17 protein-coding genes, 3 tRNA genes and 1 other RNA gene are annotated in these 14,458 nt (G+C 29.8%); 2 read left to right on the forward strand and 19 right to left on the reverse strand.

Translation table 11 applies throughout. The annotated features are described in order from the left end of the window. Positions 1-727 precede the first annotated feature (727 nt). The 18 genes from OXH55_RS19010 to OXH55_RS19095 all read right to left on the reverse strand — a co-directional run bounded on the left by OXH55_RS19010 (position 728) and on the right by OXH55_RS19095 (position 11,669). Positions 728-1,681, reverse strand: coding sequence for a thiamine pyrophosphate-dependent enzyme (locus OXH55_RS19010; RefSeq protein ID WP_268051735.1), 954 nt, complete (start codon positions 1,679-1,681; stop codon positions 728-730). A 12-nt stretch (positions 1,682-1,693) separates the two neighbouring features. Further along, positions 1,694-2,884 (reverse strand): pyruvate ferredoxin oxidoreductase, encoded by a 1,191-nt coding sequence (gene porA, locus OXH55_RS19015; RefSeq protein WP_268051736.1) that lies wholly within the window; start codon positions 2,882-2,884, stop codon positions 1,694-1,696. 16 nt (positions 2,885-2,900) lie between these two features. Then, positions 2,901-3,200 (reverse strand): 4Fe-4S binding protein, encoded by a 300-nt coding sequence (locus tag OXH55_RS19020; RefSeq protein ID WP_268051738.1) that lies wholly within the window; start codon positions 3,198-3,200, stop codon positions 2,901-2,903. Continuing rightward, a complete protein-coding gene (locus OXH55_RS19025; protein ID WP_268051739.1) occupies positions 3,193-3,777 on the reverse strand; it encodes a 2-oxoacid:acceptor oxidoreductase family protein in 585 nt (194 codons plus the stop codon). The genes OXH55_RS19020 and OXH55_RS19025 overlap by 8 nt, the downstream gene beginning before the upstream one ends. A gap of 274 nt (positions 3,778-4,051) precedes the next feature. Beyond that, positions 4,052-4,306, reverse strand: coding sequence for a pro-sigmaK processing inhibitor BofA family protein (locus OXH55_RS19030; protein ID WP_268051740.1), 255 nt, complete (start codon positions 4,304-4,306; stop codon positions 4,052-4,054). Between the two features lie 133 nt (positions 4,307-4,439). Further along, positions 4,440-5,036: a recombination mediator RecR gene (gene recR, locus OXH55_RS19035; protein WP_268051741.1), complete on the reverse strand. Its 597-nt coding sequence runs from the start codon at positions 5,034-5,036 to the stop codon at positions 4,440-4,442. A 17-nt stretch (positions 5,037-5,053) separates the two neighbouring features. Continuing rightward, a complete protein-coding gene (locus OXH55_RS19040) occupies positions 5,054-5,395 on the reverse strand; it encodes a YbaB/EbfC family nucleoid-associated protein (protein WP_268051743.1) in 342 nt (113 codons plus the stop codon). A gap of 83 nt (positions 5,396-5,478) precedes the next feature. Then, the gene (dnaX, locus tag OXH55_RS19045) at positions 5,479-7,107 is read right to left on the reverse strand and encodes a DNA polymerase III subunit gamma/tau (protein ID WP_268051744.1); all 1,629 of its coding nucleotides are present in this window, start codon (positions 7,105-7,107) and stop codon (positions 5,479-5,481) included. Positions 7,108-7,267: 160 nt separating this feature from the next. Then, positions 7,268-7,531, reverse strand: an RNA gene (gene ffs / locus OXH55_RS19050) — signal recognition particle sRNA large type. Between the two features lie 4 nt (positions 7,532-7,535). Beyond that, positions 7,536-7,625 (reverse strand) — tRNA-Ser (locus OXH55_RS19055). 167 nt (positions 7,626-7,792) lie between these two features. Continuing rightward, the gene (locus tag OXH55_RS19060) at positions 7,793-8,701 is read right to left on the reverse strand and encodes a hypothetical protein (protein WP_268051745.1); all 909 of its coding nucleotides are present in this window, start codon (positions 8,699-8,701) and stop codon (positions 7,793-7,795) included. A 245-nt stretch (positions 8,702-8,946) separates the two neighbouring features. After that, positions 8,947-9,273, reverse strand: coding sequence for a DUF1904 domain-containing protein (locus OXH55_RS19065; RefSeq protein WP_268051746.1), 327 nt, complete (start codon positions 9,271-9,273; stop codon positions 8,947-8,949). Positions 9,274-9,373: 100 nt separating this feature from the next. Continuing rightward, positions 9,374-9,787: a 3-hydroxyacyl-ACP dehydratase FabZ family protein gene (locus OXH55_RS19070; protein ID WP_268051747.1), complete on the reverse strand. Its 414-nt coding sequence runs from the start codon at positions 9,785-9,787 to the stop codon at positions 9,374-9,376. Positions 9,788-9,864: 77 nt separating this feature from the next. Next, a tRNA-Ser gene (locus OXH55_RS19075) sits at positions 9,865-9,956 on the reverse strand. A gap of 59 nt (positions 9,957-10,015) precedes the next feature. Further along, positions 10,016-10,462 (reverse strand): nucleoside deaminase, encoded by a 447-nt coding sequence (locus OXH55_RS19080; protein WP_268051748.1) that lies wholly within the window; start codon positions 10,460-10,462, stop codon positions 10,016-10,018. An 86-nt stretch (positions 10,463-10,548) separates the two neighbouring features. Beyond that, the gene (locus tag OXH55_RS19085; protein ID WP_268051749.1) at positions 10,549-11,046 is read right to left on the reverse strand and encodes a hypothetical protein; all 498 of its coding nucleotides are present in this window, start codon (positions 11,044-11,046) and stop codon (positions 10,549-10,551) included. 208 nt (positions 11,047-11,254) lie between these two features. Continuing rightward, entirely contained in the window at positions 11,255-11,416 is a 162-nt protein-coding gene (locus OXH55_RS19090; RefSeq protein WP_268051750.1) for an aspartyl-phosphate phosphatase Spo0E family protein, read from the reverse strand. 176 nt (positions 11,417-11,592) lie between these two features. Then, positions 11,593-11,669 (reverse strand) — tRNA-Arg (locus OXH55_RS19095). 188 nt (positions 11,670-11,857) lie between these two features. Here OXH55_RS19095 and OXH55_RS19100 point away from each other — a divergent pair. Further along, entirely contained in the window at positions 11,858-12,163 is a 306-nt protein-coding gene (locus OXH55_RS19100; protein ID WP_268051752.1) for a phasin family protein, read from the forward strand. A 59-nt stretch (positions 12,164-12,222) separates the two neighbouring features. Continuing rightward, positions 12,223-13,824, forward strand: coding sequence for an ABC1 kinase family protein (locus OXH55_RS19105; RefSeq protein WP_268051753.1), 1,602 nt, complete (start codon positions 12,223-12,225; stop codon positions 13,822-13,824). 24 nt (positions 13,825-13,848) lie between these two features. Here the strand turns inward: OXH55_RS19105 and OXH55_RS19110 are convergent, their stop codons facing one another. Beyond that, positions 13,849-14,430: a TetR/AcrR family transcriptional regulator gene (locus OXH55_RS19110; protein ID WP_268051754.1), complete on the reverse strand. Its 582-nt coding sequence runs from the start codon at positions 14,428-14,430 to the stop codon at positions 13,849-13,851. Positions 14,431-14,458: the final 28 nt, after the last annotated feature.

The raw sequence follows: 14,458 nt of genomic DNA on the forward strand, positions 1-14,458 counted from the left end.
TGTGTTAGGCACGCCGCCAGCGTTCGTCCTGAGCCAGGATCAAACTCTCAATTTAAAAGTTTAATCTTTACTCAAATTTATTGACTGACTGTGTTTCCTTACTTCTGTTTAATTTTCAAAGACCAATCTTTCGTCATCTTTCGACGACTTATTCAGTGTAACATTTTTCATCAGATTTGTCAACAACTTTTTAAATGTTTTTTAATATTTTCATTTGTTGTTTGCCTGTCCTGACGACATGAAATATATTATCATAAATATTCCGCAAAAAGTATATAAAATACTGCATATTATCAAATTAAATTAATATTCATCTTATTTTCTATTGATTTCTTAATATTTCTCATATTGATACACCTGGTTAAGTATATAATACATTTTAAAAATATTCATCTAAATATAATGTTTAATATTATATATTCTTTGTGTTAACACTATATTTTATGTATCTATAACGACACTATCTTAATCCCAGACTTTTTCAAACTTATTTAAATTATGAAAAAACATCATTATAGTTATGCCACTTTCCCCTACATAAATATAAAAATATATTAGTACACTCTATTTTTATATTGCATGAATCCCTTATAGATTTTCTAATATATCTATTTCTACCTATTATGATTTCTATAATAAATAAAAATATTCAAATTCTAAAAAAATCAAATAAAAAACCATCGATAAATTAATCATCAATGGTTTTTTATTTATATTGTTCTTTATATTAAGCTTCTTCTCCGCAAAGGAATAATAATTCATTCCATCTTCTATCAACTTCAGCTTGGATTTCAGCAATTTTAGCTTTTCCTTCTTCTGATTTGAATAGGTGTTTGAATCTTCCTTGTGGTTTTAACCATTCTTCTATAGCTAATTTTTCTTTTGGTTTGTAGCTTAATTTATATTGTCCATTAACTACTTCATATAAAGGCCACCAGCAAGTATCAACAGCTAATTTAACTAAATCAAGTTCAGTAGCTGTATCACATCTCCATCCTCTTGGACAAGGAGTTAATACGTTCATGAACGTAGCGCCTTTAAATTCATTTATAGCTCTATCTGCTTTATTGTATAAATCCATCATGTATTTAGTTCCAGGCATTACAGGAACAGTTTGAGCTACATATGGTAAGTGATGTCCTACCATTATTTTAGTTAAGTCTTTTCTGTATTGTTCTTTTCCTAAAGATTGTGATCCTTGAGGAGTTGTAGTTGTATCAGCTCCAGCAGGACTTGCAGATGATCTTTGGATACCAGTGTTCATGTATGCTCCGTTGTCGTAACAAACATAAAGCATGTCATGTCCTCTTTCCATAGCTCCTGATAGAGATTGGAATCCGATATCATAAGTACCACCGTCTCCACCAAATGTTATGAATTTATAGTTATCTGCAACTTTACCTCTTGCTTTTAATGCTTTGTATGCAGCTTCTGCACCACTACCTGTAGCAGATGCACATTCAAAAGCTGTATGAATGTAAGAATCTTTCCATGCACTATATGGATAAACTCCAAATGAAACTTCAAGACATCCTGTAGCATTAGATACTACAGCTTGATCTCCTTCTTTTATAGCTTTCATAATCCATTTTACTACCATTGGAGCACCACAACCAGCACACATTCTATGTCCACCAGTTATTCTCTCTTCAACACTAGTTAATTCCTTTAATGTTGCCATTTACAGCACCTCCTATTCTCTTACTTCTAAGTAATTGTATCTTTCATATTCGCCAGTTTTAGCAGCGTTTTGTAAAGCATCATATACTTTTTCTATACTGCTAACTTTAACGTCTCTTCCACCTAATCCGTAGATGAAGCTCATTATTACTTTGTTATCTACTCTTCCGTATAAAGAACTTACAACGTCAGTAAATAATGGTCCACCATTTCCTGACATTCCTTCAGCCTTATCCATTATAGCGATAGCTTTAACATTTTTAAGAGCTTCAGCTATTTCTTCACCTGGGAATGGTCTGAATAATCTTATTTTAAGAACTCCAGCTTTAACGCCTTGTTCTCTTAAGTTATCAACGCATCTCTTAGCTGTTCCAGCTGATGATCCTATAATAATTATAGCATATTCAGCATCTTCTAATTTATATTCTTCGAATAATCCGTATTTTCTTCCTGTTAATGCTTCGAAGTCTTTAGCTACTTCTAAGTATGCTTTCTTAGCATTGCTTAAACCTTCCATTTGTTGTCTTTTCATTTCAATATAGAAGTTTTGAAGAGCTAATGCACCTATTAATTTGTTTTCTTTTCCAAGAAGACCGTCTCCGCTTCTCTTGTTTTCTCCAACAAATCCTTGAACATCTTCGTTTTTCATCATGTATAAGTTTTCTACAGCGTGAGATGTAATGAATCCATCATAACAAACCATAGCTGGAGTCATAACTTCTGGACGTTCAGTTACTATTACACTTTGAATGAAGTTATCATATGCTTCTTGAACGTTTTCAGCATAAACTTGGATAAATCCACAGTCTCTTGAACCCATTGAGTCTGAGTGATCATTATGTATGTTAATTGGAGCTGATAACGCTCTGTTAACTACAGCAATAACCATTGGTAATCTATCACCTGCAGCGATATATAACATTTCGTGCATAAGAGCTAATCCATTTGCAGAAGTTGCAGTGAAAACTCTTGCTCCTGCTCCAGACGCTCCAATACAAGCACTTATAGCACTATGTTCTGATTCTACTGGTACAAATTCACTTGTACATAATCCGTTTGCTTTAAATGATGAAAAATATTGTGGTACCTCTGTTGATGGTGTTATAGGGAATGCAGCCATTACATCTGGATTGATTTGCATCATAGCAGTAGCAACAGCTTCATTACCACTTAAACTTTTTCTTATTTGTTCAGCTTTAGCCATTTTACTTCCTCCTTTCCTATTCTTCTATTACGAAGTCTAATGCACCAAATTTACATTGAGCTGTACAAACTCCGCAACCTTTACAAAAATCATAATCTATTCCTACCATTTTGCCATCTTTTACTTCGATTGACATGTCAGGACATACAGCCCAACAGAACATGCAGTGTTTACATTTATCTTCATGCCAAACTGGTTTCATTGATCTCCAGTCACCAGTTTTGAAATCTGCAGCATTACCTGCATCAAGAACTTCACCACCGATTGGTAGTTCATGCCATTTAGTTTCTGGACTTACATTCATTCTTTTACTCAATTCCTTTCACCTCCTGAAGAGATCTCTTAAGAGCTTCCATGTTCTTTGGAATAACATGTGGTTTGTTAGCAAATTTGTGGCTGAATGAATTTTCCATATCTGTTATGAATTGGTCTACTTCTAAAACTCCACTTACTTTAACTACTGCTGCAAGCATTGGAGTATTAGGGAAGTTTGCACCTAATATTTCTTCTGAAATACCTTTTGCATCTATTGTGTAAACTTTTCCTTCATATCCATTTAATTCAGGTCTTATTTCTTCTGGAGTCTTTTTAGTGTTGATTATTATAGCCCCGTCTTTTTTTACACCTGCTGTACAAGGTACAGATTTTAATAAAGTTTCATCAACAACAACAACAAAGTCTGGTTCATATATGTTGCTGTGTACTCTTAATTCAAAATCAGCTATTCTATTATAAGCAGTTATTGGAGCACCCATTCTTTCTGGACCATATTCTGGGAAACCTTGAATATGCATTCCAGTATTAAAAGCAACTTCAGCAAGTAGTAGTGATGCAGTCTTAGCACCTTGTCCACCACGACCATGCCAACGAATTTCAACTAATTTTTTATCCATTGATTTTTCCTCCCTTCATCTTCGTAACAAAATTTAGCTTAATTAATATATATAAACAAATATTTATATACTATTGTATAACAGTTATGTGAAAACGTTTAATGTTATATAATAATATTCTGTTATTTTAGTACAACAGAACATTATTATATTCCATTTTCAGCGTCTTTCAACTATAACAGCTATACAAATAAATTGTAACAGATTAACAATAACACTGTCAAGATAAAACACAATTTTACATAAAATACTTCTCATGTCGAAATCTATTAATTTATAATAATAATTTAAAGATAATTAAGAATATTACTCCTGGTACTCCAAAAAATCCAGCAATTAATGCTGTCCATGCATTTATTCCTATGCTAAAGCCTAAATAACTACCTAAAAAATTAAATACTAATAATAAAACTGCTCCTAAAACTCCATTTATTAAAAGCTTAAACAAAATTTTTAATGGCCACGCTAAAAGCTTTGCCATTAAAAATAGTAAGATTATAGCTCCTATAAAATAGGCAATATACTCCATACTATCCCTCCATTTATATTCATATTTTATAATATATTCTATTAATAAAACTACTATTTATATGCAAATAAAAGCTCCTGCTTCGTATCTTTAATCTTGATACAAATCAGAAGCTTTTATTCATTTTATATAATTAAAGTTCTACTCTTCCTTCTATAGCTTTAGATAGAGTTACTTCATCAGCATACTCTAAATCGCCTCCAACAGGTACTCCATGAGCAATCCTAGTTACCTTAACACCAAGAGGTTTTAATATTTTTGATATATACATAGCTGTAGCTTCACCCTCTACATTAGGGTTAGTTGCAACTATTACTTCTTTAACATCTCCATTTATTCTTCGCACTAACTCTTTTAGCTTTATATCTTCAGGTCCTTTACCAGACATAGGTGATATTACTCCATGTAATACGTGATAAACACCATTATATTCTCTTATCTTTTCTACGGACATAATATCCTTTGGTTGTTCAACTACACATATAGTACTTTGATCTCTACTTGGATTAGAACATATTGCACAAGGGTTACTATCAGTAAAATTACCGCATACTGAACAATATCGTATTGTACCTCTCGCCTTAATTAAAGCTTCTGCAAATTCATTAACCTCTTCACTTGGCAAATTTAGTACATGTAAAGTAAGTCTTTGAGCTGTCTTATATCCAATTCCTGGCAATTTCGCAAACTCTTCTATCAATTTTTCTATAGCTACAGGATAAAAGTCCAAATCTGTCACCTCAATAATTAAAACATTCCAGGTAAGTTAAGTCCACCTGTAAGTTTTTTCATTTCACTCGCAGTTTCTACATCTGCTGTTTGTAAAGCTTGGTTGCATGCACTTAGAATTAAATCTTGAAGCATTTCAACATCATCTGGATCTACTGCTTCAGGATCTATTTCTATATCAACAATTTGTTTTTTACCATTAACTGTAACCTTAACAACTCCACCACCAGCTGTTGATGTAAATTCTTTTTCTTCTAATTCAGCTTGCATTTTTTCCATTTGTTGTTGCATTTTTTGTGCTTGTTTCATTAAATTATTCATATTCATTCCGCCCATTCCTGGGAATCCACCTTTTGCCATAATTTTACCTCCTAATTGTAATTTACTATTTTATTATTTGGTTTCCTATTTCTTAGTCTTTTAATATTTTACCATCTACAATTTTATTCATCAATTATTTCTACTAATTCTTCTCCAAAAGTCTCTTTAAGAATTTCTTCACGAGACTTTGAAACCTCTTGTTTTTTATCTACAGTATATTTTATTCTAATTTTCTCTTTTAGTGCCTCAGAAAAAATATCTTCTATTATTTTTCTGTTTTCATCTTTTTGAAGTCTTTTTATATTAAATGCATATTGATCATCATATTTGATTTCTACTACTCCATCTTTACAAGATTCTATATTCCCGGTAACTAAAGATGCATATAACACCATAAGTCTTCTTCCTTTTAATATCTCTAAAATATCCTTCCAAGACTTTTTCACATCTTCAACTACCAACTTTGAATCTGTATTTAACTCTATAGCACTCTCAGTATGTATTTTATTATCAGGAGTTTTAGTAATTTGACTCTTTATAACCTTTGCTGATTGTTTATAGTTTTGATTATTGGTATTTTGATTTTTTATTTCTATCTTACCTTCTTTAATCATATTCTCAAGCTTATTAAGTCTAGCTAATATTATTTCTTTAGATGTATCATATTCTATTTTACACATTTTTATTACAGCAAGCTCTAAATATATCCTTCCTTGCTTACTCCACTTAGACTGTTCTTCCGCCTCTTGAAGTATTCTTATACATCTCATTATTTCTTCGATTCTTATCTTGCTACCTTGACTTTTTATAAATTCTATATTTTCTTCTGACATATCCAAGACTTCTTCTGGATTTTGGCTAACCTTTACCATCATAAGATTTCTCATATGATGTATCATATCTTTTATAAATAAATTTATATCCTTACCACCATAAACTATATTATCAATTATTTTTATCGCTTCTTCTACATTCTTATCTATAATTTTATCTGTAAGCTTTAATAAATTTTCATTTGTAACAAGCCCCAGCATATTTATAACCTGCTCATATTCCACATTCCCATTACCCATGGATATTGCTTGATCTAATATACTTAAAGCATCTCTCATAGCTCCATCTGACATTCTTGCAATAAGCTCTAGACTTTTATTATCAGATAGATTTCCTTGCTCCTTAGTTATTTTAACTAATCTTTCAAAAATATCGTCACTTTTTATTCTTTTAAAGTCAAATCTTTGACATCTTGATAAAATAGTTATAGGTAACTTTTGTGGATCTGTAGTTGCTAAAATGAAAATTACTTTTTCAGGGGGTTCCTCTAAAGTTTTTAAAAAGGCATTAACAGCCCCTTGAGTAAGCATGTGTGCCTCGTCCATTATATAAACTTTATGTTTTCCTTCTCTTGGTGGATATTTAACTTCATCTATAAGTTCTCTAATATCATCTACTTTATTATGAGATGCAGCATCCATCTCTGATACATCTATAGCAAGCCCTGCATTTATCTTTTTACACATTTCACATTCATTACACGGCTCTCCATCTTGAAGATTAAGACAATTCACTGCTTTCGAAAAAATCTTTGCTGTAGATGTTTTCCCTGTTCCTCTTGTTCCGCATAAAAGGTAAGCATGAGCTATTCTGTTATTTTTTATTTGATTTTTTAGAGTTATAGTAACATGTCCTTGCCCTACCACCTCGTCAAAAATTTTAGGTCTCCATTCTCTATATAAAGCAGTATATGCCAATTAAAACACCTCTTATCTTTTCCCCAATTTCCACTCTGAATTTTAATCTTCTATATTTATTAATTATTAATTGTGTAATAATTATTATACCATAATTATGAATGTTTTTTTATATACAAAAAAGACGCTATAAAAGCGTCTTATTACTGACATTATAAAATCGTGCACCCCATGTCGACAGTAAGATATGAGCGTTACCTATACAGTTAACTCAAATCAGGTTTACCCACGGCACACGAAAGGTCTCACTTACCGCTGCTTCCTTCCGGATCTGACGGGGTTCATGAGTTTCCGTTGCGTGGGGCCCAATTATCAACGCCACTTATATAGGCCAGACCTCACATCTTAAAGCCTCGACGGGGAATTCAACCCTGCTATAGCGGATTGCAGGTGCAGGACACCGCTAACTTCCCGTCTAGCACGACTCTTGGCGGAGAAAGAGGGATTCGAACCCTCGGTAGAGTTTCCCCTACACACGCGTTCCAGGCGTGCTCCTTCAACCACTCAGACATCTCTCCATAACTCATTATTTAATTTCAATCAGCATAGACTATTATACTATCTATTTATATATATTTCAATAGTTATAAAGATATTTATTGCTAGAATTGATTAACTACTATTATAGTATGTTCTATATAATTAATAATAAATCAATTTATCTAAAATTTTCATAAAAAGTATATTATTTAAGTAAATTAGAAAGCGTACTATCTCTCCACTTAATTATTGTATCTACAGTATTATTATATTGCAGATCTTGTTCATTACTATAGTCTGTAATTTTTTTATCTTCTTCTAATATTAAGTTAAGCCAAATTGTATCTGTCATTATACCTTCTTCGCTAAGCTTATTGAATTTCTCATCATAATCTTTTTTTACTTTTTCTTTAAAGGCTGTCTTATTATTATCTCTTTCAGTTCTAGCAACTTTCAGTTTTTCATTGTATTTTTTCCATATATTATCATAAGTGCTTTTTAAATTTGCCTGGCTTATAATTTTATCAGTAAGCCTAGCATCACTTTTATTATTTAAATTTTTTTCTTTTTCTGCCTTACTCTTTTTTGCTTTAAATATTTTTTCTGCTTTATTTTTCTCTGGAGAATTAGATGTTAAATTATTTTGTGGTACTATTGTATTTCTTTCAACTTCAGCATCATATTCATCTTCAATTTTTTTCTTCTCATTTTCATATTCATCATCTATTAAACTCTTCTTTGCTCCTGCTTCTATAGTTAAATTAGCAGTATAGTCTACAAATGCATTGCTTACTTTATCATCATATACTTTTTTTTGGGCAGTATCATTTTTACTTATTTCACTATCAATTGCAGCTAAATACTTTTTACTTTTAGTATCCCTATCATTTTCAAGAGACTTTCTCTTGTTCATAAATTTATTTTCAATCTGTTTTTTCTTTTCTGCAAAATCATCAACTATACTTACCTTTTGTCCATCTTTTTTTGTCTGTTCTTCAGTAGACTTAGCTGATGTTTCAGAATTATTCTTTTTAAATGGATTCTTAATACTACACGCACTAAGCGTTAAATTACTAACTAGCAAAATTGCTAATATACTAAACCTTCTTTTCAACTTTTTCAACCCCTAACTGTCCTTAAATCCCTTTTTGCACATTCATTTTCCATTATATATAATAATTTATTAATATAAAAGCTACTCTTACTTATAATTATCGTTACAATAATCTAAAAATGTATATCTTTTTAAGATATGTTAAGGTTTAATACAATTTAATCCATGTATTTCTAATGATGTTTAGGGGATCTCCCTATTATTTTCTAATAAAAAAGTTCACGCTTTTAGCATGAACTTTTTTATTAAAAATGCTCCCCGTTCTCATAATATCTATGTTTTTCAAATACGGTAAACATAATATCTACACCTTCATATCCTTGACTTTGAACATATTTAGTTATTACTTTAGCAACCTCATCCTGTATTTCTTGCCCTCTATCAAACCAAGCAACTTCTATAAATGGATATCCTTCTACTTTTTCACCATCCATAATAAAAATTGAATTCATATGTTCAATTGTAAGATAATCTCTAGGACATCCTATTATTTTTTCTAGTTCATCAATTAATTCTTTGCTTATTTTGCAAACATTTTCAACCTTCATTCCTCTAACTTTTATTTGCGGCATTATATTCAACTCCTTTTAATTAATTTTATCTATTTTTTGTAATAGATTCAATTATAATTTCAACAGTCACTTTTAATATGATATTTTATTTAAGAGTTTTCTATGAAAGTCTTGCACACATCCAAGTTGCTTCTGCAACTACTTTGTCGTTACAAAAGGCAGTTCCAGATTGCTTTATCGCCTTATTTGATATTTTAAGATTCTTGATTACCATTTTAACTGTTTGTCCGAATTCAACATTACTAAAAAATTGAACATTTTGTATAACCGCAAATCCATACAATGCATCTCCACCTATGCCTAATTTCTTTATACCTGCACCTCCACATTGCCCCATTGACTCAACAAGTATCACATTAGATACTATTTTTTGTTTTGAAAAACCCTCTTGAAAAAAGCTAAAAGAATCATCAAAAGTTTTAATACCTACAATTTCATCTTTTTCTGCAGAAAGAATCTCATCAACAAACAGAAATGGAAATCTATGAGGAATTAATGATTCAATTTCATTCATAAAGTAACATCTCCCCTCTTAAAAAATAAAAAACACTAAAAAAGTTTCAACTCAAATCAAGCTGAAACCCTTTATTATGGCGGAGAAAGAGGGATTCAAACCCTCGGAACGACATACACCGTTCACTTGATTTCGAGTCAAGCACCTTAAATCACTCGGACATTTCTCCATAATACCTTAAACCTACAATATTATTATATCATAATTTATAGTTTTTACATGTTTTAACTATTTATTCCTTCTTCTTTTGAAAAAATCTATAATAATATCACTGCATCTTTCATCATACATCCAGTTAACTTCTATAAAACTGTTCAATGCCTCATTCTGTACTACATTAATATTAGAACCACAGGAACCAGCTACAGGATCAAAAGTACCTATATAAAGTTTTCTTATACGTGACTGAAGAATAGCACCCGCACACATAGGGCATGGTTCCAAAGTTACATACATCTCACACTCATTCAATCTCCAATTATTTAAAATTTCTGATGCTTTTTTTATAGCAATTACTTCTGCATGGGCTGTTGAGTCCTTTAATGTTTCTCTTAAATTATGAGCACTAGCTATGATTTTTCCTTCTCTAACTATTACTGCACCTACAGGTACTTCATTAAGGTATTCAGCTGTTTTTGCCTCTTCTAATGCCTTTTTCATAAATATTTTATTCATTTTCATTACCTCTTACTTTATAATTTTCATCGTCTTATGGCATAATAATAACCTTTATAATATCAATATATTACAAAGGCATACTTTTATACTATATTATTATTTTTCATTCCATATTCTAAAATAGATTTTAACTCTTTAATATAACTTTGCTCTTTTTGTAGTATTTCTGATAAAATTCTATATGTTTTAGTTTCTACATCTGACTCTTTTTTTACTAACCTACCCTGAATATCTATTATCAAAGCACCATTCTTATTTTCAAAATCAAATGCTAAATTTAAAATTTCTTTGATATCTTTAGGCTTTACTTCAAAAATATCAACTCTGTTTTTATATTCATCGATTAAAAATGAAATTTTATCATATATTACAAAATCAATTTCTTCAGTATTTTCTCCAATTTTGTTCCTTAACTCTTCATAATATTTAATATGCTTTTCTTGCACTTGTGCAAGTGCAGTTGCTACTAACTTAATTGCTTGTTCTTCTATATCCATATACGAAATATTTATATAAATTCCTTTTACTTTTTGTTTAATCATAATAAGTTTATCGATTACATCTAATACATTATATCCCATTTTAATATTCCTTTCTGTATTATTAACTTATATCATATCTATATTTGCATTTTATATGCACTTATTTTATATCGATTAAATTACTATAAACTTCATCTCTACTCATTAATATTAGTATAACTTCTTATTAAAAAATTATATTGTTTGCTTATAATTTTTTATATACTAAAATCCTCATAACTTTAATTTCTATAATTTCTTAACAAAATCAAAACTTATAATATTGAATTATAAGCTCGTCTAATTCTTGACTTAACCTTACTATATCATCTTCTTTAAATAAATTTTCAGTTTTTGTAATTAGTGAATTTAACACTCCTCTTTTTTGTTCAATATTCCTTTGTAAAAAAAACACTTCATTTGACATCATAATTTTCACACCCTTCAGACGAACTACTCCTATACTGTACTATATTATAATATATTATATTTTGTTTGTAAATATTGTAAATTAATATAAAATAAGTATATTTGTATAACAATCTCCACCACAAAAATACTCATCCAAGAATTTCTCTTAGATGAGTATTTTTAATATTTAATGTATGGTGCACCCGAGAGGAATCGAACCCCCGGCCTTCCCCTTAGGAGGGGGACGCTCTATCCTACTGAGCTACGAGTGCATATTAACTTTTACTCTAATATTTTATTGCAGTTTTTTAATAATGTCAACCTCTACATTATATATTTGGTTATTTTTATAAAATTTTTATTAATTTTACAAAAGTTCACTCATGAAATATAAATAAAAGAGTATACTATATCTATAATATAATTTTGAAAGCTGTTTAAAATTAGGGGGTATAATATTATGGTAGATGAAATAAAAAATATCATTTTAGCTGGTATAGGATCAGCTGCCTATACTTATGAAAAAGCTACAAAATTAGTCGATGATATGGTTGCTAAAGGAAAACTAACTATTGATGAAGGTAAAGAATTATCTCAAGAATTAAAAAGAACTCTAAAGGATAAAACAAAAGAAACTGCTGACAAAGTAAAACCTCTAACTAAAGAAGAAATGAAAGAACTTTTATCTGAAATGAACTTTGCAACCAAAACTGAAATCCAAGAAATAAAAGAAAGACTTGCTAAACTAGAACAAAGCGCTGAATAACTTTAGAAGCCCTAACAAAAGTTTAGGGCTTTTATCTTAATACTGAAGTGAGGTATAGTATGTCTAAAAACTCAGTACAAAGATTTAGAGAAATAGTAAAAACACTTGCCTATTACGGCTTTGGATATATTGTAGATAGCAAGATTAAAAATGATAATAAAGCACCAGTAAATTTAAGAAAAGCTTTTGAGGAATTAGGTCCTACTTTCGTAAAAATCGGTCAAATATTAAGTACAAGACCAGATATACTTCCTCCAGAATATATAGACGAATTATCAAAATTACAAGATAACGTTCAAAGTGAATCTTTCTATAATATAAACAAGGTTTTTTATAGTGAGTTTAAGAAACCTCTTAATGAAGTTTTTAAAAGCTTTGATAAACTACCTCTTGCATCTGCATCAATGGCTCAAGTACATAAAGCAATTTTGAAAAATGGTAAAGAAGTAATAGTTAAAATTCAAAGACCTGAAATTGAAGAAAAAATGGCTCTTGATATATCTATATTACATAAAATCTCAAAGCTAACTAAGGCTGGATTTATAGATGCCCTTATTGATCCTAAGGAAGCTTTAGAAGAACTTAAAATAGCTACAGAACTAGAACTAGATTTTAAAAATGAGGCAAAAAATATTGATAAATTCAGACTTTTAAATGAAGATATTGTTCCTGTATATGCCCCATACATTGTACATAGTTTATCTACTAAAAAGATTATAACTATGGAAAAAATAAATGGTTTTAAAATAGATAATATGAAAAAATTGATTGATGAAGGTTATGAACCATATGATGTGGGTAAAAAGTTAGCTTTATCTTTTTTTAAGCAAGTATTTGAAGATGGCTTTTTTCACGGAGACCCCCATCCTGGAAATCTACTAATACAAGATAGTAAAATATGTTATATAGATTTTGGTATAGTAGGTAATCTTTCTAATTCTTTTAAAGATGCCTTAAATGATATGCTGCTTGCTATAGCATATAGAGATATAAACAAGCTTATTTCTGTAATTATGGCTATTGGCATAAAAAAAGGATATGTAAATAGAAATAAGCTTTTTGAAGACATTGATTACTTAATGGATAGTTATCTTTCAACATCATTAAATAATATCCGAGTATCTGTTATGCTTCAAGACATATTTGATACAGCTAAGCATAATAATATTAGACTACCAAAGGATTTTACTTTATTAATGCGTGGTATGGTAATTATAGAAGGTGTGCTAACAAAACTAGCTCCAGACCTTCAAATATTAGATATAATTATACCTTATGTTAAATCTAATAATAAATTTTCTATCTTTGATACTATAGATATGGATGATGCCTTAATTAGACTTATTTTATTTGCAAAAGACTCCACTCGACTGCCAACTAAAATAATAGAATTAAGTGACAGTATAATGCAAGGTAGAGCTAAAATTCAACTAGAGCATAAAGATTTAAGTAAAAATGTAAACCAACTAAATAGAATAGCTAATAGAATGATACTTGCTCTTGTAATATCCTCAATGATAATTAGCTCATCTTTGATTTTAAATACAAATATAGGTCCTAAATATCAAGATATATCTATAATAGGACTTATAGGCTATGGAATTGCAGCTGTTATGGGATTTTGGCTTCTAATATCCTTGATTCGTTCAGGAAAAATATAAAAAATGAGATGTATTTATTACATCTCATTTTGCATTTACCATTCCTTTTAACAAATAATCAGTTAAATTATGTATTATCTCATCAAAATTAACAGTCTCATTTTTATCTTCATTTATAAGTTGATAAACTATAGTAGAACATAAAGCTCCAAAATAAGTATATGCCATAAGAGAAGGATTTCCTTTTTCAAGAACTTCTTTTTCAATTCCAACCTTTAAATAACCTTCTAATAGTAGAATGTAATCTTGAACAACTTTACGAAGTTCTAATTGTCTTAACTCCGTTCCCCAAAGCTGACTCATTATAACTTTAAAAAAATCTCTATTTTCACATACTAAATCTATCTGAACCTTACATAAAGTTTTTAATCTTAATATACAATCTTGCTCTCTATCAACAGCTTCTTGAATATTTTCTTTTATTTCATTCATACCTTCTCTAACTATATATTTAAAAATTTCTTCTTTGCTTTTAAAGTGATAATATAATGTTCCTTTAGCCACTCCTGCTTTCAATGCAATATCATCCATAGTAGCTCCATTATATCCATTAGTAGAAAAAACCTTTATAGCAGCTGTAAATATTGTATTTTTTGTTTTATTCATATATATCACTCCACGATTTTAATATTGC

It is taken from the genome of Clostridium ganghwense, assembly GCF_026735165.1.
In the GTDB taxonomy this organism is placed as follows: Bacteria; Bacillota; Clostridia; order Clostridiales; family Clostridiaceae; genus Clostridium_H; species Clostridium_H ganghwense.

Bases quoted from the DNA above. Each gene is read 5' to 3' on its own strand.
- OXH55_RS19065 (WP_268051746.1), bottom strand. From the start codon at position 9,273: ATGCCGCAAATAAAAGTTAGAGGAATGAAGGTTGAAAATGTTTGCAAA.
- OXH55_RS19040 (WP_268051743.1), bottom strand. From the start codon at position 5,395: ATGGCAAAAGGTGGATTCCCAGGAATGGGCGGAATGAATATGAATAAT.
- porA (WP_268051736.1), bottom strand. From the start codon at position 2,884: ATGGCTAAAGCTGAACAAATAAGAAAAAGTTTAAGTGGTAATGAAGCT.
- OXH55_RS19110 (WP_268051754.1), bottom strand. From the start codon at position 14,430: ATGAATAAAACAAAAAATACAATATTTACAGCTGCTATAAAGGTTTTT.
- OXH55_RS19030 (WP_268051740.1), bottom strand. From the start codon at position 4,306: ATGGAGTATATTGCCTATTTTATAGGAGCTATAATCTTACTATTTTTA.
- OXH55_RS19010 (WP_268051735.1), bottom strand. From the start codon at position 1,681: ATGGCAACATTAAAGGAATTAACTAGTGTTGAAGAGAGAATAACTGGT.
- OXH55_RS19025 (WP_268051739.1), bottom strand. From the start codon at position 3,777: ATGGATAAAAAATTAGTTGAAATTCGTTGGCATGGTCGTGGTGGACAA.
- OXH55_RS19090 (WP_268051750.1), bottom strand. From the start codon at position 11,416: ATGATGTCAAATGAAGTGTTTTTTTTACAAAGGAATATTGAACAAAAA.
- OXH55_RS19105 (WP_268051753.1), top strand. From the start codon at position 12,223: ATGTCTAAAAACTCAGTACAAAGATTTAGAGAAATAGTAAAAACACTT.
- OXH55_RS19100 (WP_268051752.1), top strand. From the start codon at position 11,858: ATGGTAGATGAAATAAAAAATATCATTTTAGCTGGTATAGGATCAGCT.
- OXH55_RS19080 (WP_268051748.1), bottom strand. From the start codon at position 10,462: ATGAATAAAATATTTATGAAAAAGGCATTAGAAGAGGCAAAAACAGCT.
- OXH55_RS19085 (WP_268051749.1), bottom strand. From the start codon at position 11,046: ATGGGATATAATGTATTAGATGTAATCGATAAACTTATTATGATTAAA.
- OXH55_RS19070 (WP_268051747.1), bottom strand. From the start codon at position 9,787: ATGAATGAAATTGAATCATTAATTCCTCATAGATTTCCATTTCTGTTT.